Annotated in this window: 20 protein-coding genes; 6 read left to right on the top strand and 14 right to left on the bottom strand. The window is 74.2% G+C overall.

Annotated elements, in window-relative coordinates; genetic code table 11:
- Positions 1 to 159: 159 nt before the first annotated feature.
- The 5 genes from hpt to dacB form a co-directional block, all read right to left on the bottom strand.
- On the bottom strand, positions 160 to 711 hold the full coding sequence (gene hpt / locus ACFYE1_RS05500; RefSeq protein ID WP_387740806.1) for a hypoxanthine phosphoribosyltransferase: 552 nt from the start codon (positions 709 to 711) through the stop codon (positions 160 to 162).
- Positions 701 to 1,816 carry a tRNA lysidine(34) synthetase TilS gene (gene tilS / locus ACFYE1_RS05495; protein WP_387740804.1) on the bottom strand — a complete coding sequence of 372 codons (1,116 nt, stop codon included), beginning with the start codon at positions 1,814 to 1,816 and terminating at the stop codon, positions 701 to 703. The genes hpt and tilS overlap by 11 nt, the downstream gene beginning before the upstream one ends.
- Positions 1,813 to 2,292 (bottom strand): DNA-binding protein, encoded by a 480-nt coding sequence (locus ACFYE1_RS05490; RefSeq protein WP_387740802.1) that lies wholly within the window; start codon positions 2,290 to 2,292, stop codon positions 1,813 to 1,815. Before ACFYE1_RS05490 ends, tilS begins: the two co-directional genes overlap by 4 nt.
- Before the next feature lie 126 nt (positions 2,293 to 2,418).
- Entirely contained in the window at positions 2,419 to 3,600 is a 1,182-nt protein-coding gene (locus tag ACFYE1_RS05485) for a zinc-dependent metalloprotease (protein ID WP_387740800.1), read from the bottom strand.
- A 45-nt stretch (positions 3,601 to 3,645) separates the two neighbouring features.
- Positions 3,646 to 5,106 (bottom strand): D-alanyl-D-alanine carboxypeptidase/D-alanyl-D-alanine endopeptidase, encoded by a 1,461-nt coding sequence (dacB, locus tag ACFYE1_RS05480; protein WP_387740798.1) that lies wholly within the window; start codon positions 5,104 to 5,106, stop codon positions 3,646 to 3,648.
- A 224-nt stretch (positions 5,107 to 5,330) separates the two neighbouring features.
- Between dacB and ACFYE1_RS05475 the strand changes: the two genes are divergently transcribed.
- From ACFYE1_RS05475 to ACFYE1_RS05460, 4 genes are all read left to right on the top strand, one after another.
- Positions 5,331 to 5,858: an inorganic diphosphatase gene (locus tag ACFYE1_RS05475; protein WP_387740796.1), complete on the top strand. Its 528-nt coding sequence runs from the start codon at positions 5,331 to 5,333 to the stop codon at positions 5,856 to 5,858.
- A gap of 464 nt (positions 5,859 to 6,322) precedes the next feature.
- Positions 6,323 to 9,952 carry a TM0106 family RecB-like putative nuclease gene (locus tag ACFYE1_RS05470; RefSeq protein ID WP_387740794.1) on the top strand — a complete coding sequence of 1,210 codons (3,630 nt, stop codon included), beginning with the start codon at positions 6,323 to 6,325 and terminating at the stop codon, positions 9,950 to 9,952.
- Positions 9,949 to 10,611 carry a hypothetical protein gene (locus ACFYE1_RS05465; protein WP_387740792.1) on the top strand — a complete coding sequence of 221 codons (663 nt, stop codon included), beginning with the start codon at positions 9,949 to 9,951 and terminating at the stop codon, positions 10,609 to 10,611. The genes ACFYE1_RS05470 and ACFYE1_RS05465 overlap by 4 nt, the downstream gene beginning before the upstream one ends.
- 52 nt (positions 10,612 to 10,663) lie before the next feature.
- Positions 10,664 to 11,329: a hypothetical protein gene (locus ACFYE1_RS05460; RefSeq protein ID WP_387740790.1), complete on the top strand. Its 666-nt coding sequence runs from the start codon at positions 10,664 to 10,666 to the stop codon at positions 11,327 to 11,329.
- On the opposite strand, the gene ACFYE1_RS05455 is transcribed toward ACFYE1_RS05460, so the two are convergent.
- Genes ACFYE1_RS05455 through ACFYE1_RS05440 form a run of 4 tightly spaced genes read right to left on the bottom strand, consistent with a single transcriptional unit; the run spans position 11,287 to position 14,957 of the window.
- The gene (locus ACFYE1_RS05455) at positions 11,287 to 12,267 is read right to left on the bottom strand and encodes a glycine betaine ABC transporter substrate-binding protein (RefSeq protein ID WP_387740788.1); all 981 of its coding nucleotides are present in this window, start codon (positions 12,265 to 12,267) and stop codon (positions 11,287 to 11,289) included. The two genes, ACFYE1_RS05460 and ACFYE1_RS05455, sit on opposite strands and share 43 nt — an antisense overlap.
- Positions 12,264 to 13,085 carry an ABC transporter permease gene (locus ACFYE1_RS05450; RefSeq protein WP_387740786.1) on the bottom strand — a complete coding sequence of 274 codons (822 nt, stop codon included), beginning with the start codon at positions 13,083 to 13,085 and terminating at the stop codon, positions 12,264 to 12,266. Before ACFYE1_RS05450 ends, ACFYE1_RS05455 begins: the two co-directional genes overlap by 4 nt.
- The gene (locus ACFYE1_RS05445; RefSeq protein WP_387740784.1) at positions 13,082 to 14,323 is read right to left on the bottom strand and encodes an ABC transporter ATP-binding protein; all 1,242 of its coding nucleotides are present in this window, start codon (positions 14,321 to 14,323) and stop codon (positions 13,082 to 13,084) included. The genes ACFYE1_RS05450 and ACFYE1_RS05445 overlap by 4 nt, the downstream gene beginning before the upstream one ends.
- Positions 14,316 to 14,957: an ABC transporter permease gene (locus ACFYE1_RS05440; protein ID WP_387740782.1), complete on the bottom strand. Its 642-nt coding sequence runs from the start codon at positions 14,955 to 14,957 to the stop codon at positions 14,316 to 14,318. Before ACFYE1_RS05440 ends, ACFYE1_RS05445 begins: the two co-directional genes overlap by 8 nt.
- Before the next feature lie 150 nt (positions 14,958 to 15,107).
- Between ACFYE1_RS05440 and ACFYE1_RS05435 the strand changes: the two genes are divergently transcribed.
- Entirely contained in the window at positions 15,108 to 16,532 is a 1,425-nt protein-coding gene (locus ACFYE1_RS05435) for a dihydrolipoyl dehydrogenase family protein (protein ID WP_387740780.1), read from the top strand.
- Between the two features lie 10 nt (positions 16,533 to 16,542).
- Here the strand turns inward: ACFYE1_RS05435 and ACFYE1_RS05430 are convergent, their stop codons facing one another.
- Positions 16,543 to 17,544, bottom strand: a complete 1,002-nt coding sequence (locus ACFYE1_RS05430; RefSeq protein ID WP_387740778.1) for an HAD family hydrolase — start codon at positions 17,542 to 17,544, stop codon at positions 16,543 to 16,545.
- Between the two features lie 74 nt (positions 17,545 to 17,618).
- Positions 17,619 to 18,923 (bottom strand): serine--tRNA ligase, encoded by a 1,305-nt coding sequence (gene serS, locus ACFYE1_RS05425; RefSeq protein ID WP_387740776.1) that lies wholly within the window; start codon positions 18,921 to 18,923, stop codon positions 17,619 to 17,621.
- Between the two features lie 158 nt (positions 18,924 to 19,081).
- Here serS and ACFYE1_RS05420 point away from each other — a divergent pair, with 158 nt between their 5' ends.
- Entirely contained in the window at positions 19,082 to 20,023 is a 942-nt protein-coding gene (locus ACFYE1_RS05420; protein WP_387740774.1) for a diacylglycerol/lipid kinase family protein, read from the top strand.
- Between the two features lie 28 nt (positions 20,024 to 20,051).
- Here ACFYE1_RS05420 and ACFYE1_RS05415 read toward each other — a convergent pair whose 3' ends face one another.
- The 3 genes from ACFYE1_RS05415 to ACFYE1_RS05405 form a co-directional block, all read right to left on the bottom strand.
- On the bottom strand, positions 20,052 to 20,378 hold the full coding sequence (locus tag ACFYE1_RS05415; RefSeq protein ID WP_387740772.1) for a hypothetical protein: 327 nt from the start codon (positions 20,376 to 20,378) through the stop codon (positions 20,052 to 20,054).
- 142 nt (positions 20,379 to 20,520) lie between these two features.
- On the bottom strand, positions 20,521 to 21,522 hold the full coding sequence (pheA, locus tag ACFYE1_RS05410) for a prephenate dehydratase (RefSeq protein WP_387740770.1): 1,002 nt from the start codon (positions 21,520 to 21,522) through the stop codon (positions 20,521 to 20,523).
- On the bottom strand, positions 21,519 to 21,854 hold the full coding sequence (locus ACFYE1_RS05405; RefSeq protein WP_387740768.1) for a rhodanese-like domain-containing protein: 336 nt from the start codon (positions 21,852 to 21,854) through the stop codon (positions 21,519 to 21,521). The genes pheA and ACFYE1_RS05405 overlap by 4 nt, the downstream gene beginning before the upstream one ends.
- Positions 21,855 to 21,886 lie beyond the last annotated feature (32 nt).

The raw sequence follows: 21,886 nt of genomic DNA, 5'->3' as shown, positions 1-21,886 counted from the left end.
GTTGTCCGGGCCCCCTCGAGCCCGGGCCCGCCCAGGGCCGGGGGTCCAGGGGACGCAGACCTACAATGTACAGCCCGGGATCCGGGTCCGGCCCCGGACGGGCCGGGAGTTCCCTGTCAGCGGACAGCCGCCCGGGCAGCGCCCGGGCGGCGCGTCGGCTCACTCGTAGACGTGGGGCGCCAGGGTGGCGATGCAGTCGAGGTTGCGGTACTTCTCGGCGTAGTCGAGCCCGTAGCCCACCACGAACTCGTTCGGGATGTCCCAGCCCACGTACTTGACCTCGATGGCAGTCTTGGCCGCCTCCGGCTTGCGCAGCAGGGCGCAGATCTCCACCGAGGCCGTGCCGCGGGACTCGAGGTTGGCGCGCAGCCAGGACAGGGTCAGGCCCGAGTCGATGATGTCTTCGACGATGAGCACGTCCCGCCCCGTGAGGTCCGTGTCGAGGTCCTTCAGGATGCGGACCACGCCCGAGGACTTGGTCCCGGAGCCGTAGGAGGACACGGCCATCCAGTCCATGGGGTACTGGCCCTGGAGCGCCCGGCACAGGTCGGCCATGACCATCACCGCGCCCTTGAGCACGCCCACGAGCAGGACGTCCCGGCCCCGGTAGTCGGCGTCCACGGCCGCCGCCAGCTCGGCGATCCTCGTGTCGATCTCTTCCTTGGTGTACAGGACCTCGGTGAGATCCCCCTGGACGTCCTCAGCCTTCACGGCGCTCCTCGGGTGATGCGGATGCGGGTCGGGTGGCGCACGCGGGCCGCGGGCGGACGAGCTCCAGGTGCCCCGGCCCACGGGTGCCCGCCGGCGGGCGGCGGCGCCACACGGACACCTTACCCGCCATCTGCACGGGCCCCGCGGCGCCGTGCCCCCCGGCGAACTCGTCCAGCGCGCCGAGCCGCTCGTAGGCCGGGGTCTGCCCGCCGGCGGCGACCACGGCCGCCGACAGGGCCCGGCGGCGCAGCGCGGGGTGCGCCGCCCGCACCGTGGCGAGGTCGAGGACCAGCGAGCCGGGCAGCTCCGGGGCGGCGGCGCGGGCGCGCTCGAGCAGCTCCCCCGCGGCGCCCTCGAGATAGTCCGCGTCCGGGCCGAGGATCGCCGCGGACCGCGCCAGGGCCGGGGCCAGACCGGGTCCGAGCTCGTCCTCGAGCAGCGGGAGCACGCGGTGGCGGACCCGGGAGCGCATCAGGGTGGTGTCCCGGTTCGTGGGGTCGTGCCAGGGCTCGAGCTGCTCGGCGGCGCAGATCTGCAGGGTCTGCGCGCGGGAGAGGTCGAGGAACGGGCGGAGATAGGTGACGCCGTCGAGCTCGCGCACGGGCGGCATCCCGGCCAGCGAGCGCGTACCGGAGCCGCGGGCGAGGCCCAGCAGGACGGACTCGGCCTGGTCGTCCAGGGTGTGCCCGAGCAGGACGGCGTCGGCGCCCGTGCGCCCCACGACCTCCGCGATGCCCGCGTAGCGGGCGGTGCGGGCCGCCATCTCGGGTCCGCCCGTGTCGCGGCGCACGGCCACGGCGGTGACGACGACGGGCGCCAGCCCGGTCTGCTCGAGCGTGCGGGCGGCGCGGGCCGCGACGGCCGCGGAGTCCTCCTGCAGGCCGTGGTCGACCACCACGGCACCCACGCGGAGCGTGCCGCGTCGGGCGAAGTGGGCGGCGACGGCGGCCAGCGCGAGGGAGTCGGTCCCGCCGCTGCAGGCGACCAGCACGAGCGGGGGCTCCGAGGAGGCCCGGGGGACGTGCTGCCGGACGGAGTCGAGCACGCGGCGCCGCCCCGCGGCGACGTCCGGGGACAGTCGGCCGCGGCGGGCGAACTGGGTCACCGGCGGGCGTCCTCGCGGTCGCTCGCGGCCTGCTGGTTCTGCGACTCCCGCACGGCGAGGCGCACGACCTTGGCGAGGGTCGGGGCCGTCTCGCCGAGAAGGTCCAGGGCTGCCTCGAGCTCCTGCCGCGGGACCACGTGCGCGAGGGCAGCCACGGCGTTGGTCTCGCTGTGGATGCCCGCCTGGATCTGCGTGGTGGACAGCACGGGCTGCGAGGCCTCGACCGCGGACAAGGTCTCCTCGATGTCCGGGGTGCCGATGCGCTGCTCCAGCATCACCAGGCGTTCGTAGACCGCCGGGTTGCCGATCTTGATCCGACGGCCACTGTTGAGCTGCGACAGCATGGGGGCGGAGAGGCCGAGGACCTCGGCCAACCGCCGCTGCGTGATGCCGTAGGCCTGGACGACCGTGCCGAAGCGCTCCGATAGGGGCTGGCCGTACAGCTTGACCTGCTGTTCGATATTTTCTGTGCTCACGTAAAGATTTTGTCACACAAAGGTGATCCGGCCTACCGCGTGTCGCGCTGTGAACGAGGACGGTGCGACCGGGTGCTCCGGCCATGATGTCCATGAATCTGCATGTCAAACGGGGGTGCGTGGTGCCTAGCACATTCCTGGCGGCTCCGGGGCCGGAACCGCCCGGCGGGGCGGTGTCTCCGGGCCCAGGACGCGCTCGATCCAGCGCTCGGGGGCGTGGATCTCGGCCTCCGTGGGCAGGTGCTCCGAGGCTTCCCAGATCCGGTTGAACCGGTCCAGCCCCACGGCCCCCACCACAGTGGAGACGAACCGCTGGCCGTCGCTGTACTGGCGCATCTTCGCGTCCATGCCGAGCAGGCGCCGGACGAAGCGGTCGAGGCTGCCCTGCAGCTCGGAGCGCCGCTCGAAGCGCCGCCGGATCGTCTTCACGGAGGGCACCACGGAGGCGTCCACCCCGTCCATCACGAAGTTGGCGTGCCCCTCGAGCAGGCTCATCACGGCCGTGAGGTGGGAGAGCACCTCCCGCTCCCGCCGCCCCAGGAGTAGACCCACCACGCCGAGGGAGGCCTTCGGCTCCGCCGCCCCCGAGCCGCGCCCGGGCAGGGAGCGGACCGCTTCCGTGAGCCGTGCCCCGAGGGTCTCGGCGTGACCCATGAGGGAGTCGGCGAGCTCGTTGATCTGCTCGACCATGTGCTCGCGCAGCCACGGGGCCGCGGCGAACTGGACGCGGTGGGTCTGCTCGTGCAGGCAGACCCACAGCCGGAAGTCCTCCGGCTCGACGTTGAGCTCCCGCTCGACCGTGAGGATGTTGGGCGCGACGAGCATCAGCCGCCCGCCAGGGTGCCGCTGCGCGGCCACGGCGGAGACCAGCCCGGCGTACGGGTCGTACTGGCCCAGGACCTTCGCGGACAGGAAGCCGAGCACCGCGGCCATCTCCATGGCGGTGGCCGTGCCGCCGAGCGCGGTGGCGGCCGCGCCGAACTGCTCCGGGCGGCGCCGGCGCAGGGCCTCCACGGCCGGTTCCATGAGCACCTGGAAGGCCTGGGCGTTGGCCTTCGACCACCCCGCGCGGTCCACGACCAGCACGGTGGAGTCCCGCAGGTCCCGCGCGGCCTCGAGGCCGGTGATCCGGTGGACGTGGTCCACGGACGCCTCGGCGTGGCGGCGCATGGAGGCCACGGCCGCCTGCATGGCCCGGGCGGACATCTTCGGCCCCGGCGGGGTGAGCCGGGCGGCGGCGGAGGCCGCGAGGTCCCACCGGACGATCCCGGACGCCTCCGTCTCCGGCGGTCGTTGTGCTGTGCTCATGGCCTCATGCAACCACACGCGCCTGGGAGCGCCCGGCGCGGACCGTCACAGTCGGGCCAGGGCTGACACCGCGCGGTCCACGGCGTCCCGGGCGGCGGCCGGGTCGGAGACCTCGTTGAGCACCACGGAGAACGTCAGGAGCCGCCCTCCGTCCGTGGTGACGTGTCCGCTGAGGGAGACCACGGAGTTCAGCGTGCCCGTCTTCGCCCGGGCCAGTCCCCGCCCGGGGAGCTCGGCGTCGTCGTCGAACCGGTCGGCGAGGGTCCCGCTGCCGCCGGCCACCGGAAGCGCCCGGGCGCCCGGGGTCAGCGCCCCCGTGGGATCGGTGACCATGGCCCGCACGACCCGCTCGAGCGCGCGGGCGGAGATCCGGTTGCGCAGGGACATCCCGGACGCGTCGGAGAGCTCGACGCCGGACGTGCCGACGCCCTGCGCCGCGAGCGCCCCGGCCGCGGCGGCACGGCCGCCGGCGAAGCTCGCGGGCCGGTCCGCGGCCCGGGCCGCGAGCCGCGCGAGCACCTCGGCGAGGTGGTTGTCGGAGTCCTGCAGCATGAGCTCGGCCTGCTCGGCGAGGGTTGCGGACTCGACGGCGGCGAGCTCGGCCGCCCCCTCGGGCGCCCGGCCGGGCTCGACCGCCGGGACGGGCGCGGGCACCCCGTCGGCGGCGAGCCGTGCCGCGAGCTCGGACGCGAAGACCTCGGCGACGTCCTGCGCCGCGTCCACGGGCCGCTCGGCCGACGCCGCCTCCCCCGCGGGCACGCGGTGGGACCAGAACGCCATGGGCGTGATGGGCCCGATCTGTCCCGCCGCGACGTCCCCCGCGGCCCAGTCCTCGTTGAGGGCCGGACCGGAGAACAGGCTCGCGTCCCACCGCACATCGGTGGGCCCGGCCGCCCCGCGCCCGGCGAGCGCCTCGGCCGTCGCCTCCGCCAGGGTCCGGATGCCGGCCCGGCCCAGCACGGCGTCCGAGTCCGAGCCGCCCGGGCTCAGCAGGGTGTCCCCGCCAGCCACCAGCACCACCGTGCCCGGTTCCTGACCCTGCACCACCGTGGTGCGCAGCCGCTGACGGGGGTCGGCGTGGGTGAGCAGGGACAGCGCCGTGACGAGCTTCTGGTTGGAGGCGGGGACCAGGGGCGCGTCCGGGTCCCGTTCGAGCAGCGGCACTCCGGTGAGGGCGTCGGCCACCAGGACGGAGCGCCGTCCGGCCGCAACGCCGGCGAGCGCGGGCCCCACTGCCGCGGCCACCTCCTCGGCGCCGGGCACCGGGGCGGCCGGATCGGGGGGCACGGCACCGGCGGGGGCGGGCGCCTCCGCCGGGAGGACGCGGGCTGCCGGGAGGTCGTCGCCGCCCAGGCCCAGCGCGGGCGCCCAGTGGGGGTGCAGCCAGCCCGCCACAGCCACGCAGCCGGCGGCCAGCAGCGCCGTCAGGGCGCGGAGGCCGCGGCCGGGGCGGGCCCGCGGCCGCCGCTGCCCGGAGGGGGAACCGTGGCGTCGGGGACTGCTCATGCCCCCATTGTGGTCCGTGCCGCGGCCCGGCGGCGGCTCCTGCACGCGCTCCGGAGCGGCGCCGTGGTGGTGCCGCGGCGGGCCGGACGGTTACCGCCGCCCGCGGGGCCGCCGCTATCGTGGGTGTCGGATCTGCCCCACCCCGCCCGGGTGGTGCGGCCGCGCTCGGCCGCTGTCAGCCCTTTCCGGCCCCTCCGGGCCCACCCAGCACGAGGAGAAGCACCATGGAGTTGGACGTCACCATCGAGATCCCCCGGGGATCCCGCGTCAAGTACGAGATCGACCACGAGACCGGCCGGCTCCGCCTGGACCGCGTCCTGTTCACGTCGATGCAGTACCCCGCGCACTACGGCTACTTCGAGGACAGCCTGGGCGAGGACGGCGATCCCCTGGACGCCCTCGTGCTCCTGGACTTCGAGATCGTCCCGGGCGTGCTCGTGGAGTCGCGCCCCATCGCCGTGTTCAACATGAACGACGAGGCCGGCGGGGACGCGAAGATCCTGTGCGTGTCCACGGACAAGCGCTACGACCACATCCAGGGCCTCGACGACATCGACGAGTTCAAGCTCAAGGAGATCCAGCACTTCTTCGAGCGCTACAAGGACCTCGAGCCCAACAAGTGGGTCAAGGGCGAGGGCTGGGAGGGCCGGGAGACCGCCGAGCGCCTCGTCGAGGAGGCCCGCGAGCGCTTCGAGCAGTCCCACTACGACTCGGCCGCCGAGGCGGAGGAGAAGGCCCCGTCCACCGACTGACGGACGGGCGCGCCCGCAGGGGCCGGGGACCGGACGGTCCCCGGCCCCTGCGGCTGCCGGGCCGCCGGACGAACCGGCCGCACGGCGCGGCGTGACGTGCACCCTACTGAGATTCCATGAATTTCGTTATATTGGGACCGGGCCGGCTGAACCGGCCCGACGGCCCCGGGATGCATCCCCCCATCGGCATCCGGGCCGCCGACCGGGATCGAGGTCGCCGGAGCGCACCCGCGAGGTGCCCGGTGGCGGCGGGGGTCCCCCCACCCGCGCCGCATCCCACCGATCTCTCCCGGTCCATCCCGGCGGACCGTTCACCGGTCCGCCGGGAGTCGGCCGGCAGGTCCGAGGACCTGCCGGCCGATCACCGTCCTGCGCACCTGGTCCCGCCCGCCTTGTGACGTCCGGTCCCTGTGGTTCGATGGACGCGGACCCGGGACGGACCCGGTGCCGTCGGAAGGATGCGCATGTTCCTGCTGGGCCCCGAGGCGGATCTCGTCTTCTCCGCGAGCGACCTCGTGCGCGCGGCCGAGTGCCCCTACGCGAGCCTGTGCGTCCTGGACGAGAAGCTGGGCCGGACGCCCCGCCGGGCCCCGGAGCGGGACGCGATGCTCGACCGCACGGCCGAGCTGGGCGACGCCCACGAGCACCGGGTCCTGGCCGCGCACCGGGACGCGTTCGGCCCCTGGGACCCGGCGACCGGCCGGGGCGTGCACGAGGTCGAGCCGGCCCGGCGCATGGACCGGGACGAGCTGACGGCCAAGCACGCCGAGTCCCTGGGCGCCCTGCGCGCGGGGGCGGACGTGGTCTTCCAGGCCTCCTTCTTCGACGGCGGCTTCCACGGCCGCGCCGACTTCCTCGTCCGCCGCCCGGACGGCGCGTACGCGGTGCACGACACCAAGCTGGCCCGGCACGCCAAGGTCACCGCCCTGCTGCAGCTCGCGGCCTACGCCGACCAGCTCGAGCGGGCCGGGGTGGACGTGGCCCCCGAGGTGACCCTGGTCCTCGGCGACCAGCGGGAGGCGGTCTTCCCCGTGTCCGAGTACCTGGCGGTCTACCGCGAGCGCCGGGAGCGGTTCGTCGCGGCCGCCGCCGCGCACCGGTCGCGGACCGGACCCGTGGACTGGCAGGACGACGACGTCGCCCGCTGCGGCCGGTGCGAGCACTGCGCCCGGGCGGTCGCCGAGCACCGGGACCTGCTGCTGACGGCGGGACTGTCCGTGCGGATGCGCCGCACGCTGCGCGACCGGCACGGGGTGCGCACCGTCGACGAGCTCGCGGCGCTGGAGGGCGGTGGGCTCCCCGCCGCGGTGCGGCGGCTGCGGGACCAGGCGGCCATGCAGACCGGCCGGGGCGGGGAGGACGGCGCGGTCGAGTACCAGAAGGACGGCGGGACCCGCCGGGTCGCCTACCGCGTCACGGCCACGGACCCTCTGCGGCGGCTGCCGGCCCCCGACGCCGGGGACGTGTTCTTCGACTTCGAGGGCGATCCGCTGTGGCAGGACCCCGGGGACCTGACGTCCTGGGGGCTCGAGTACCTGTTCGGCGTCGTCGAGCAGCCCCCCGGGCCCGTCGCCGCCCCCGTCTTCCGGCCGTTCTGGGCGCACTCCCGGGCCCAGGAGCGGGACGCGCTGCGGGCGTTCCTGGACTACGTGGCCGAGCGGCGCCGGCGCTTCCCCGGGATGCACGTGTACCACTACGCCAACTACGAGAAGGCGGCCCTGCGCCGGCTCTCGCTCGTGCACGCCGTGGGCGAGGACGCCGTGGACGAGCTGCTGCGCGAGAACGTCCTGGTGGATCTCTACGACACCGTGCGGGGAAGCCTGCGGCTGTCGGAGAGCTCGTACTCGATCAAGAAGCTGGAGCCGCTCTACATGGGCGAGCACCTGCGCACCGGGGACGTCGTGGACGCCGGTGCGTCGGTGGTCGCCTACGCCGACTGGTGCACGGCCCGGGCGGCCGGGCAGGTGGACGCCGCGGAGCGGCTGCTGGCCGGGATCGCCGACTACAACGCGTACGACTGCCTCTCGACCCTGCGGCTGCGGGACTGGCTGCTGGGCCTCGCCGGGATCTCCCCGGACCCGGAGGACCACCCGCCGCGCCCCGCCCGGGAGCGGCTCGAGCTGCCCGAGGGGCCGCCGGACGCCGGGATGAGCGGTGCCGAGCAGCGCCTGCACGCGCACCTGGACGACCCGGCGGCGCGGGACGCCCTGACGGAGGAGCAGCGCACGGCCGTCGCGATGGTCGCCTCGGCCACCGGCTACCACCGGCGCGAGCGCAAGCAGTACTGGTGGTCCCACTTCGACCGCCTCGAGGGCCCCGTGGAGGATTGGGAGGACGCCCGCGACGTGTTCGTGGTCCGGCGCGCGGAGGTGCTCGAGGACTGGGCGAAGGACCCGGCCAAGCGCAGCAGCGCCGCACCCACCCGGCTCCTGCGCCTCGCGGGCCGGTTCGGCGAGGGCTCCACGCCGAAGCCGGGCACCACGGGGCTGTACCTGATGTACGGCGCCCCCGTGCCCGCGCACCTGGCCGAGGACGCCGCGCCGCGCGGCAGCGGCCGCGCCGGGGACTGGAACGCCGTGCTCGAGGACCTCGAGGAGCACGAGGACGGCACGGCGGTGCTGACCGTGCGCGAACGGCTGAGGACGCCGCGGGCCGCCCCGGCCCCCGAGCCCTGGGCGGAGCTGCCGATCGCCCTGGGCCCGGCCCAGCCGATCGCCACGCGCTCCCTGGAGGAGTCCCTGCAGGCCCTCGCCGCGCGCACGGCCGAGGCCCTGCCCGAACTGCCGGAGCACCCGGGCCTCGAGCTGCTCCTGCGCCGCGCGCCCCGGCCGGCGGACGGCGGACCCCTGCCCCGCCCGCACGACGGCCCCGACGGCACGATCGACGCCGTGGTGCAGGCCCTGCGCTCCGTCGACCGCAGCTTCCTGGCCGTCCAGGGACCCCCTGGCAGCGGCAAGACGTTCCTCGGCTCCCACGTGATCGGCCGGCTCGTGGCGGCCGGCTGGCGGATCGGCGTGGTGGCGCAGTCCCACGCCGTCGTCGAGAACCTCCTCACCGGGGTGCTCGAGAAGGGCGGGGTCGCCCCCGAGCGCGTCGGCAAGAAGCCGCCCTCCGGCCGCCTCGCGGACCGGGAGGCGCCGTGGCGCGAGGTCCCGGGGAAGGACTTCGCCGCGTTCCTGGCGGACGGCGGCGCTGTGGTGGGCGGCACCGCGTGGGACTTCTCCAACGCCAAGCACCTCGAGGACGAGGCCCTGGACCTGCTCGTCGTCGACGAGGCCGGGCAGTACTCGCTGGCCAACACCCTGGCCGTGTCCCGCGCCGCGCGGCGCGTGCTGCTGCTGGGCGACCCGCAGCAGCTGCCGCAGGTCTCGCAGGGCACCCACCCCCTGCCCGTGGACGAGTCGGCGCTGGGCTGGCTCTCCCACGGCTCGCCCACGCTGCCCGCCGAGCACGGCTACTTCCTGGACCGCACCTGGCGGATGCACCCGGCCCTGTGCGAACCGGTCTCCGAGCTGTCCTACGCCGGGCGGCTCGGGTCGGCCCCTGCCGCGAGCCGCCGCGAGCTCACCGGCGTGGCGCCCGGCCTGCGCACCAGCTGTGTCGAGCACACCGGCAACCGCACGGCCTCGCCCGAGGAGGCCCGGCACGTCGTGGAGCTGGTCCACGAGTTCGTCGGGACGCCGTGGCGCTCCGGCCCGGGAGTCCTCCCGGCGGCGCTGACGCCCGAGGACGTGCTCGTGGTGGCGGCGTACAACGCCCAGGTCGAGCTGATCGGCCGGGAGCTCGTCGCCGCGGGCCTGCGGGACGAGGACGGCGGCGGGGTCCGCGTGGGCACCGTCGACCGGTTCCAGGGCCAGGAGGCCCCCGTGGTGATCGTGTCCATGGCCGCCTCCGCCGCCGACGGTCCGCGCGGCATGGAGTTCCTGCTCTCCCCCAACCGGCTCAACGTGGCGGTCTCCCGCGGGCAGTGGTGCGCCGTGGTGGTGCGCTCCCCCGCCCTGACGGACTACCTGCCCGCCACCCCGGAGGCGCTGCAGGTGCTCGGCCGCTTCACGCGGCTGTGCCGCCGCGGACGGCCCGCGGAGCTGCCGTGAGCACCGAGCGCGTGCCCTACGTCCTGCACTTCGAGAGCAGGACGGTGGTGCTCGGCGAGCCGGCCCACCTGGAGGAGCTGGACGCCCTGCTGCGGCGCGCCGACGTCCCGACCCGCCCCACCTACTGGCACGGCATGCGGCAGGACGATCCCGGGGCTGCGCTCAACAGCGTGGGCACCGACCTCACGGCGGAACAGTTCTGGGACCGCGTGGACGCCGGGGCGTTCGCCGCCGCCCGGTGGCCCGTGGACCTCGACGGCCCGCTCTACCTCCCGGAGCCGCCCGCGTGGCTCCAACGTGCCAGGGCGTGGGAGTACGACCCCCTGGCGCCGGCCCTGGGCGCGGCGGCACCGGGGGGGTGGCTGCGCGCCCCCGGCTGGGCCGGGACCGAGAACAACGACGCCGGGGCGCCCGTGGGACTGCTCCAGCTGACCGACCCGGACTCCTTCTGGGTGCTCGGCTCCGACGCCGACCTGGCCGAGGTCGCCGCCACCGCCAAGGAGCTGGCACCGTTCCGGCAGGGCTTCGACCGGCTCACCGCCTACTTCGGCCTCGACGACCGCATCGGCTGCCTGCGCCTGCCGGTGGTGTGCCGGGAGCCCTTGGAGGACGAGCTCATCGTGCAGGGCGTGGACATCGAACCGCGGTTCTGGGAGTGAGCCCCGGCCGCGCCCCCGCGCCCCCGCGGCCCCCGTGCCCGATACTGGGACCGTGTACGTCGTGACCCTGGACCAGCGCCACCGCGAGGCGGGCGATCTCGTGCCGGGCCTCCTGCGCCGCCTCGCGGACCTCGAGACCGTGGTGCCGTTCCAGCGCGCCCGGGCGCACGCGGTCCAGGGCATCACCGCCGATCCCGGCGCCGCGGTCGCGGCCGCGCTCGCCGGGCTGCGCGGCGGGACCTGGAGCGTGGGGATCGGGGTGGGACCGGTCCGGCTCGAGACGGCGACCGACCCGGAGGGCCGGACGGGCCTGCGCGCCGACGGCCCCGGGACGGCGCACGCGCGCCGCGCCGCCGAGGCCGCCACCGGGCGGGTGCCGGTGCACGTCGCCGCCGACGACGCGCCGGCTGCGGCGCAGGCGCAGGCCGTGCTGCACCTGCTGGGCCGGATCGTGGCGGAGCGCAGTGACGCCGAGTGGCGTGTGGTCGAGCTGCTCGTGCCCGGCGCCCGCGGCCAGCAGAAGGTCGTGGCCGCCGAGCTCGGCATCTCCCCGCAGGCGGTCTCCAAGGCGGTGGCGCGGTCCCTGTGGCAGGAGGAGCAGGACGCCCGCCCCGCGGCGGCCCGGCTGCTGGGCCTGTGCGTGCCGGCCCCGGACGGGCCGGCTCGCGTCGGGTCTCAGGGCTCGACGATGAATCCCTCGGAGAGCATCCACTCGTAGGCGACGTCGGCCGGGTCCCGCCCCTCGACGTCCACCTGCCGGTTGAGCTCCTGCATGACGTCGTCGGTGAGCGCCGCGGCGATCGGCTCCAGGACCTGCTCGAGCGCGGGGAACTCGTCCAGCAGCTCGGTGCTGAACACGGGGGCGGCGTTGTAGGCGGGGAAGAACTGCCGGTCGTCCTCGAGGACGGTGAGATCGAGGGCCGGGATGCGGCCGTCCGTGGAGAAGACCTCGCCGATGTTGCACTCGCCGTCGTCCGTGGCCGAGTAGATCGCGCCGGTGTCGTAGATGCCGATGTTGCCCTCGGGCACCTCGCTGCCGCGGTCCAGGTCGTAGTGGGCGAGCAGAGGGGTGAGTCCGTCGCTGCGGGAGTTGAACTCCGACTCCACACAGAACGTCCGCTCCGCGACCGGCAGGTTCGCGATGTCCGAGACCGTCTCCAGATCGTTGGCCCGGGCGTACTCGGAGCGCACGGCCATGGCGTAGGTGTTGTTGAGGGCCGCCGGGGCGCCCCACGTCAGGCCGTTGTCCAGGTCGGCGTCGTGCACGGCCTGCCACTGCTCCTGCTGGTCCGGGATTCCGGTCTCCTCGCCCATGTACGTCAGCCACGCCGTGCCCGTGTACTCGAACGTGAGGTCGGCGTCCCCGGTGAGCATGAGCTCCCGCACGGGCTGGGAGCCGGGGACGTTGGTGATGTCCTCCGTCTCGAAGCCTGCCGCCTGCACGGCCAGCACCGCGACCTTGCCGAGGATGAGCTGCTCGGTGAAGTTCTTCGACGTCACCCGCACCTCCGTGCCCTCGGCGCCCGCGACCGGCTCGATGGAGCCGGGCTCGGCGTCGGGCACGTAGGCCGTGGAGGGCTCGAGCCCGCAGCCCGTCAGGAGCAGGCCGGCGCTGGAGAGCAGCAGGGCACCGCCGGCGGCGCGGGAGGTTCTCATCGCAGTCCCTTCGGGCGCGCGACGTGCTCCACCACACGGCCGATCCAGTCGATGGCGAGCGCGAGCAGCGCCACGAGGATCGAGCCGGCGATCAGCACCCGCACGAGGTTGAGGTTGACCCCGGTGGTGATCAGCAGCCCCAGCCCGCCGCCGTTGACGAACGTGGCCAGGGTCGCCGTGCCGACCACCAGGATCAGGGCGGTGCGCACGCCGGCCAGCATGACCGGCACGGCCAGAGGCAGCTCCACGCGGAACAGCACCGAGGCAGCGCTCATCCCCATGCCGCGCCCGGCCTCGACGAGGCTGCGGTCCACGCCGTCGAGGCCGACCATGGTGTTCTTCAGCACGGGCAGGATCGCGTAGACGATCAGGGCGACCACGGCCGCCCGGAAGCCGAAGCCGAACCAGAAGGCGAACAGGACGATGAGGCCGACCGCAGGGGCGGCCTGGCCGATGTTCGCCAGCGCGATCACCGGGCCGGTGAGGAAGCGCAGCGGCCTGCGGGTCAGGAGAATGCCGGCCGGGATGGCGATCAGCAGGACCACCACCGTGGCCACGACCGTCAGCTGCAGGTGGTCCACGGTGTAGCTCCACAGCGACGCGGGGCTCAGGGTCACGGCCTCCGTCTCCGTCAGTTCCGCCGTGGACAGCCACAGCACGAGCAGGCCCAGCGCCACGAGGATCGCCAGGGGCTGCAGGAGCAGGCCCTTCCAGGTGCGCTGGTCCGTGTCGACCGAGGACGGGCGGGACCGGGGGGCGTCACCGGTGTCACCGGGGTCCGGCTCCGCGGCGGCGGGGCGCTCGGTCTGGGCGCTCATCGGTCCCCGCCCCCCGAGCTCGCGCTCACCGCGGGCATCTCGCCCGTGTTGTGGCCGAGGGGCGCGTCCTCCGCGGCCACGGCCCGGCGGGCCTCGGTGATCGCGGCCATGACGGTCTCGACGTAGATGACGCCCTCGAACCGGTCACGCGCTCCCACCACGAGCGCGGCCCCCGTGCTGGAGACGAGCATCGTGTCCAGCGCGTCGTTGAGCGTGGCGCCCGTGCCGACCAGGGGCAGGCGGTCGTTGCGCTCCCCGGGGACGGTCCCGAAGCGCTCGAGCTGCCGGCGGGAGGGCCAGGACAGCGGCCGGCCACGATCGTCGACGACGACGACGTCCCGGGTGCCCGCTTCGTCGATCCGCCCGAGCACCGCCCGGACGTCCTCGCCGGGTCGGGTGGTCACCGCGGGGACGAGATCGACCTCCCGGACCCGGGTGAGGGTGAGCTGCTTGAGGCCCGCGCCCGAGCCGATGAAGTCCTCCACGAACTCGTCCGCCGGCTCGGCCAGGATGCGCTCCGGGGCGTCGTACTGGACGATCCGGGCGCCCTCGTCGAAGACCGCGATCCAGTCGCCGAGCTTGACCGCCTCGTCGAAGTCGTGGGTGACGCACACGATGGTCTTCTGCAGCTCGTGCTGGATGTTGATGAGCTCGTCCTGGAGCCGCTGCCTCGTGATGGGGTCGACCGCGCCGAACGGCTCGTCCATGAGCAGCACGGGCGGGTCAGCGGCCAGGGCCCGGGCCACGCCGACGCGCTGCTGCTGTCCGCCGGAGAGCTCCCGGGGGTACCGGTCGCGGTAGACGGCGGGGTCGAGGGAGACGAGCTCGAGCAGCTCGTCCACGCGCGCGGCGATGCGCTGCTTGTCCCAGCCGAGCATCTTCGGCACCATGCCGATGTTGGTGGCCACGCTCATGTGCGGGAACAGGCCGCCCGCCTGGATGACGTAGCCGATGCCGCGGCGCAGCTCGTCGCCGTTCATCGAGGTCACATCCTGACCGTCGATGACGATCCGCCCGTCGGTGGGTTCGATGAGCCGGTTGATCATCTTCAGCGTGGTGGTCTTGCCGCAGCCGGAGGGGCCCACGAGCATGACAATGCTGCCGGCGGGGATCTCGAGCGTCAGGCCGTCGACCGCGGCCCTGGCCTGCCCGGGGTAGTGCTTGGAGACGTTCTCCAGCAGGATCCGGGCCCCGGTGACGGAGGAGTCGGTGCGGGGGGTGGTCACGGAGTCAGACACGGATACCTCGCGATGTGGTGAGTCGGCCGAGCAGCACGAGCAGCCCGTCCAGGATGAGTGCGACGACGATGACGGCGACCACGCCGGTGACGACCGACGCGAAGGAGTTGGCGCCCCCGAGCCGCGACAGACCGGAGAAGATGAAGCCGCCCAGGCCGGGGCCCAGCACATAGGCGGCGATGGCGGCCACGCCCATCACCATCTGCGCCGAGACCCGCATGCCGGCCTGGATGACCGGCCAGGCCATCGGCAGCTCCACGCGCAGAAAGGTCGCCGCCCGGCTCATGCCGAGCCCGCGTGCGGCCTCGACGGTGGCCTGCGGGACCCCTGCGAGCCCGACGAGCGCGTTGCGCAGCACGGGGAGGACGGCGAAGAAGGTGACGACCACGACCGCGGGGGTCACCCCGAAGCCCAGCGGGGCGATCAGCAGGCCGATGAGCGCGAAGGACGGAATGGTCAGCCCCACGGCCGAGACGTTGTTGGCCACGGTCGTGAGCCGATTCGAGCGGTAGCACAGGGCCGCGAGCGCCACAGCGAGGACCGTCGCCAGGACCAGGCACTGGACCACCAGGGAGAAGTGCTGCCAGCTGGCGAAGAGGATCTGCTCCCACCGGTCGGACACGTACTCGATCACGGCACGCCTTTCGGTCGTCGTCGATGACGTCGTCACCCGGTCTGCCGGTCATGCTATCACCCCCACTTGCATGGACGTGACGCAGATCACATCCGCCGGAACGCTGCCGGAGCTGTTGTCCGGCGGCGTGCCGGTTGGCAGACTCGAGGCATGGCGGAGCCCGGGGACGCATACGACGTCGTGGTGATCGGCGGTGGTCCCGTCGGCGAGAACGCGGCCCACCGCGTGGTGCGGGGCGGGCTGAGCGCCGTGCTCGTCGAGGCGGAGCTCGTGGGCGGGGAGTGTTCCTACTGGGCGTGCACGCCGTCGAAGGCGCTGTTGCGCCCCGGCTCGGCCGTCGAGGCCGCCCGCGCCGTGGCCGGGGCGGCGGAGGCCGTCACCGGCCCGCTGGACGCGGCGGCGGTCCTGCGCCGCCGGGATGGGTTCGCGGCGCACTGGGACGACACCGGCCAGGTCGAGTGGCTGGCCGGGGTCGGCGTGGACCTGGTCCGGGGCCGGGCCGCACTGGCCGGGCCCCGGCGCGTCCGGGTGACCGCCGAGGACGCCGGCGTCCGGGTGCTGGAGGCCCGGCACGCCGTGGTGCTGGCCACGGGCTCGCGGCCGGTCGTCCCCCCGGTCCCGGGTCTCGACGACGTGCCGTTCTGGGGCACGCGGGACGCCACCGCCGCACAGGAGGTCCCCGGCTCCCTGGTGGTGCTCGGTGGGGGCGTGGCCGGCACGGAGCTCGCGCAGGCCTTCGCCCGCCTGGGCTCCCGGGTCACGGTGGTCGCCCGCAGCCGGCTGCTCAGCGCCTTCCCGTCCACCGCCGCCGGGCTCGTCAGCGAGGCCCTGGACGCCGAGGGCGTCACGCTCGTCGAGGGACGGGGCACGGAGCGGATCCGGTCCGGCGGCAGCGGCATCGAGCTCGTTCTCGAGGGCGGCGGGACCGTCTCCGCGGAGCGGCTGCTGGTGAGCACGGGGCGGCAGCCCGCCCTGGCGGACCTGGGACTCGAGGATCTCGGCCTGGACCCGGCCGCGCTGCGGGTCGACGGCTCGGGCCTGGTGGCGGGCGCGGACGGCGCCTGGCTCTACGCCGCCGGGGACGCGGCGGGCGGGCCGTTGCTGACCCACCAGGGGAAGTACCAGGCGCGCGCCGTCGCGGACGCGGTCGTGGCCCGTGCGGCCGGCCGGCTGAAGGCGTCCGCGCCCCCGTGGTCCCCGTTCGTGTCCACGGCCGACGAGTGCGCCGTGCCGCAGGTCGTCTTCACCGACCCCGCGGTGGCCTCCGTGGGCCGCTCCGCCGAGCAGGTCCGCGAGGACGGCCTGGAGGTGGACGTCGTGGAGCACGCCATCGACGTGGCCGGGGCGCTCCTGCACCGCGACGGCTACCGCGGCTGGGCGCAGCTGGTCGTGGACCGAGGGCGCCGGACCCTGGTCGGCGCGACCTTCGCCGGCCCGGACGTGACGGAGCTGCTGCACGCGGCGACCGTCGCCGTGGTCGGCGAGGTGCCGCTGGAGCGGCTGTGGCACGCGGTGCCCGTCTTCCCCACCGTCAGCGAGGTGTGGCTGCGGCTGCTCGAGGAGTACGGGCTGTGACCCGCGGACCTCAGAGCAGCGAGCGCAGGATCCGGGCGACGCCGTCCTCGTAGACCGTGTGCGTCACCTCGTGGCACGCGGCCACGACCTCGTCCGGGGACTGGCCCATGGCCACGCCGCGGGCGGCCCAGTCGAGCATCTCGATGTCGTTGCGGCCGTCGCCGACGGCGACCGTGTGGGCCGGGTCCACGCCGAGCCGGCGGCGGATCTGCTCCAGGGCGCTGGCCTTCGAGACGCCGTTGGCGGCGATGTCCAGCCAGGCGCTCCAGCCAACTGAGTAGGTGACGCCGTGCAGCCCGGCCTCGTCGATCGCCAGGGCGAACTCCTCCGGGGTGTGCTCGGTGCTGTAGACCACCATGCGCACGGCCTGCATCCGCGCCAACTGGTGCAGGTCCACGCCGATCGCCTCGATGCCGAAGGACGCGTCCTGGAAGCGCTCGGTGGAGTAGAAGGACCCGTCCTCGGTCTCGAGGGCGAACTTCGCGGTGGGCAGGCGCTGCTCGAGGGCCTCGAGGGCCTGGCCCGGGTCGAAGGAGACGCACTCGAGCACCCGGTGGTACTCCGGCAGCGCCGGGTCCAGCTCGAGCGTCATGCCTCCGTTGGAGCACACGGCGTAGCCGCGCTCCTGGCCGATGAGCTCGACCACGGGCAGGGTCGCCCCCTTGGAGCGGCCGGTGGAGATGACCACGTGGTGGCCGGCCTCGAGCACGGCCGCGGCGGTCTCGCGCACCGGCCGAGACATGTGGCCGTCGTGGTCGACGAGCGTTCCGTCGACGTCGAGGGCCACCAGGTACTGGACGCCCGCCTCCTTCTTCCACCCGTTCGAGCGGGGAGGCTGGACCTTGAGGGGGATCCGGACGTCCGCGGCGGAGCGCGCGGGCGCGGTGGTGCCACCGGCCGTGTCGCTGAGGTCCTCCGAGTGCTCGACCTTCAGCGGGACGGTGGAGTTGATGCCGACGAGTTCGTGCTGGTCCTCGGTGCCAGCGGTCTTTTCTTTTGTCATGCGGGACATGGTGCCACATCACACCGACAGGATGGCCGAGATTTCGATGTGAGATGAACAGGAGTCGAACGCCGTCGGGCGGCTCAGCGACGGACGGGGATGACCTCCTGGCCGCGCAGATAGGGCCGCAGCGCCTCGGGGACGCGCACCGACCCGTCGGCCTGCTGGTGGGTCTCGAGGATGGCGGCCAGCCAGCGGGTGGTCGCCAGCGTCCCGTTGAGGGTGGCCACCGTGCGGGTGCCGCCCTTGCGGACCTTGCCGGCGGCGTCCGTGGTCCCGGGCAGCCGCTCCCGGATGTTGAGGCGCCGCGCCTGGTAGGTGGTGCAGTTCGACGTCGAGGTCAGCTCCCGGTACCTGCCTTGGGTGGGCACCCACGCCTCGCAGTCGTACTTGCGGGCCGCGGAGGTGCCGAGGTCCCCGGCGGCGGTGTCGATCACCCGGTAGGCGAGCTCGCACTTGGCGAGCATCTCCTCCTCCCACGCGAGCATCCGCGCGTGCTCCGCCTCCGCGTCCTCCGGGGAGCAGTAGACGAACATCTCGAGCTTGTTGAACTGGTGCACGCGAATGATGCCCCGGGTGTCCTTGCCCCCGGACCCGGCCTCGCGGCGGTAGCAGGAGGACCAGCCGGCGTATCGCAGGGGCCCGTCGGAGAGGTCGAGGATCTCGTCGGCGTGGTACCCGGCGAGGGGCACCTCCGAGGTGCCCACGAGGTAGAGCTCGTCCTTGCCCACGTGGTAGATCTCGTCGGAGTGCGCGACGTCGAAGCCCGTGCCGCTCATGATCTCGGGGCGCACGAGGTTCGGGGTGGTCATGGGGACGAACCCGTTGTCCACGGCCTGGTCCTGGCCCATGAGCAGCAGGGCGGTCTCGAGCCGGGCGACGTCCCGCTTGAGGAAGTAGAACCGCGCGCCGGAGACCTTGGACCCCCGCTCCATGTCGATGCCGTCCACGAGCTCGCCGATCTCGAGGTGGTCCTTCGGCTCGACGCCCTCGGCGGCGAAGTCGCGGGGCTCCCCGACGGTCCTGAGCAGGACGTAGTCGTCCTCGCCACCCGCGGGGACGCCGTCGAGGACGAGGTTGTCCACGACCGCGACGAACTCGTCCTGGCGGGCCCGGGCGGCCTCCGACGCCGCCTGCGCCTCCTTGACCCGCGCGGCGAGTTCCCTGACCTCCGCGAGCAGCGCCTGCTTCTGCTCGCCCTGGGCCCGGGCCACCTGCTTGCCGAAGGCGTTCTGCTCGGCCCGCAGGGATTCGTACTCGGTGATCAGCTGACGGCGCTCGACGTCCGCCTCCAGGATCCGGTCGATCAGGGAGTCGTCCGCCCCGCGGGCACGCTGGGAGGTGCGGAAGACGTCGGGGTTCTCACGGAGCTGGTTGATGTCGATCACCCTGACAGGGTACCCAAGTCCGCAGGAGGCGACCGGGTTAGGGTGGAGGCCCATCGCGATCCGCCCGGCGCCCCGGGCCCGCGGCGTCGTGCCGCGGGCCACCGCCCCACCCCACGGTGCCACCGGTCCCCGGCGCCGCAGAACCGAGGAGTCCTTCCGTGACCGCCACTCCAGTGGCCCCCAAACGGGTCGCCGTCGTCATCAACCCCATCAAGGCCGACGCGGACGTCGCCCGCGACGCGATCATCATCGGGTGCCGCAAGGGAGGGTTCCCGGACCCCTTGTTCATCGAGACCGCGGAGGACGACCCGGGCGCCGCCATGACCCGGCAGGCGCTCGATCAGGACGTCGACCTGATCGTCGCCGCCGGCGGCGACGGCACCGTCCGGGCCGTGGCGGAGGCGCTGATGGGCCACGACACCCCGCTGGGTCTCATCCCGCTGGGCACCGGCAACCTCCTGGCCCGCAACCTGGGCGCCGACCTGGGCGATCCGCACCGCAACGTGGACATCGCGCTCTTCGGCGCGGAGCGCGCCATCGACATGGCCACGTTCCGCGTGGAGCTCGAGGACGGGACGGTGCAGGACCACGCGTTCTGCGTCATGGGCGGGGCCGGCTTCGACGCCCAGATCATGACGGACACCCGGGACGAGCTGAAGAGGCTCGTCGGCTGGGCGGCCTACGGGGAGGCCGGGGTCCGGCACCTGTTCGCACCCCCGCGGTGGGCCCGCTTCCGGATCGACGACGGCGAGTGGCAGAGCCGCCGCGTCCGCTCCGTGATGGCCGCCAACTGCGGGATCCTGACCGCGGGCATGATCCTGGTGCCGCAGGCGAAGATCAACGACGGTGTGCTGGACCTCGTGGTGATGTCCCCGCGCAGCACGCTGGAGTGGGCGATGATGGCCGCCAAGGTCGTGTTCCGGCAGCGGCGCGACCTGCCCGTGATCGAGTTCTTCGCCGCGAAGAAGGTGCGCGTGGAGTTCCACGAGCCCATCGAGTCCCAGATGGACGGGGACGGCACCGGGCTGATCAACGGGTTCGAGTCCGAGATCCTCCCGGGCGCGCTCTCCGTGCGGGTGCCGCCCTCCCAGGGGGACTGACCCGCACGGGCGCCCCGGGCGCCGCGGCTCAGTCGGCGGGGTCGGGCCGGCGGCTCAGGCCCGCCACGAACGCGCCCACGAGGGCGAGCACGGCCAGTCCCACGGCGGCGAGAGGGCCCTGTCCACGGTCCGTGAGCGGGGCGCCCGGCTCCGGGACGACGCGGGAGGCCGGCACGAGGTCGAGCGCGTCGGCGGTCCGCGGGTCGCCGACGACGGGGCTCGGGCCGATCTCGACGCGGACCGCCTGGGCGGGCTCGGGCGGCGCGGCGGCCGCAGCCGGTGGAGCGGCGAGCGCGCAGGCCAGGAGGGCCGGTGCAACGGCGAGGGCGAGGCGGCGGACGGCGGGAGCAGGCATGGTGGCACCTCCGGTCGGGCTCGGTCCCGACCCGGGGGGTCGATCGACACCGGCTGAAGATCGCGGGCACGGACGCGCCCGCACTCCCATGTTGCATGTATTCGCGATTGTTAACAAGCGGGGTGCGGTGCGCGTCCTCGCGTTACGCGGGACCCGGTGCGCCCGGTGCGGGCAGGAACTCCGGGTCCCGGCGGTCGCGGCCCTGCAGTGCCGCGACCCAGGCCTCCGCCTCGCGGAAGGCGCCGTCGGAGTGGTGTCGGGCGACGGTCGCCACCTTGTGGTCCGCCCGCGGATAGGAGCCGAGGAAGCGTGTGCTGGGACAGACGCGGCGCAGCCCCTCGAGGGCGTCGGCCACCCGGGCGTCGAGGATGTGCCCGTCCACGTCCACGCTGAAGAAGTACTCCCCGAGGAAGTTGCCCGTGGGCCGGGACTCGATCCGCGAGAGGTTGACCCCGCGGGTCGCGAACTGCTCGAGGATCTCCATGAGGGCCCCCGCCCGGTCCTCCCACAGCGGAACGACGAGCGTGGTCCGGTCGGCGCCCGTGCGTGGCGGCAGGGGCGCCTCGGGCCGGGCCACGAGCACGAACCGGGTGACGGCGGCCCTGTTGTCCCCGATGTCCTCCGCGAGCACCGCGAGCTCGGGGTGCTGTTCGACGACCACGGGCGAGCAGACCGCCGCGTCGAAGCCGGTGCGGGACGCCGGCTCCTCGTGCCCAGCCCCGCCGGGGAGCAGCGCGAGCGCCGCGGCCGCCGTGGAGGACGCCGGGACGTAGTCCACGCCCGGCAGCCGGTCGTCCATCCAGCCCCGCACCTGGGCCCATGCGTGGGAGTGCGTGGAGACCGTGCGGACGTCGGCGAGCGTCGTGCCCGGCGGGGCCACGAGGACGAAACTGATGGGCACCAGCGCCTCGCGGACGATGCGCAGCTCGCTGCCGGTGGCCACGGCGTCGAGCGTCGCGGTCACCCCGCCCTCCACGGAGTTCTCGATGGGCACCATGGCGGCGTCGACCTCGCCGGCACGGACGGCCGCGAGCGCCACGGGCACGGAGGACACGGGACGGCGCTCCGCCTCCCGGGCGCCCTCCACGCTCAGCAGCGCGGCCTCGGTGAAGGTGCCCGGAGGGCCCAGATAGGCGTACCTCAACGGACGTTCGGGGGCTCGCCCGTCTCGGACACCATGGGCTTCTCGGCGTCCATCCACGCCCCCATGCCGCCCAGGACGTTGACGGGGTCGAAGCCGTACTGCTGGAGGTACGCCGTCGCCTTGAGGGACCGGCCGCCGGAGCGGCAGATCACGTACACGTCCTCGTCCACCGGCACCTCGCCGTAGCGCTCCGGGAGCTGCCGGAGCGGGATGTGCTGGGCGCCCTCGATGTGCCCCGCCTCCCACTCTTCGTCCTCGCGCACGTCCAGGACGCGCGCGCCCTCGGGGATCTCCTCCACCGAGGCGCTGGGCAGGTTGTCCAGGTTGTCCATCGTCCGGGTCCTCTCGTCGGCAACGGTTCTTC

This window comes from Kocuria nitroreducens, assembly GCF_042879195.1.
GTDB lineage: Bacteria > Actinomycetota > Actinomycetes > Actinomycetales > Micrococcaceae > Kocuria > Kocuria nitroreducens.
The sequence above is the reverse complement of the archived record's forward strand: the minus strand, read 5'-3'. Positions and strand labels throughout refer to the sequence as shown.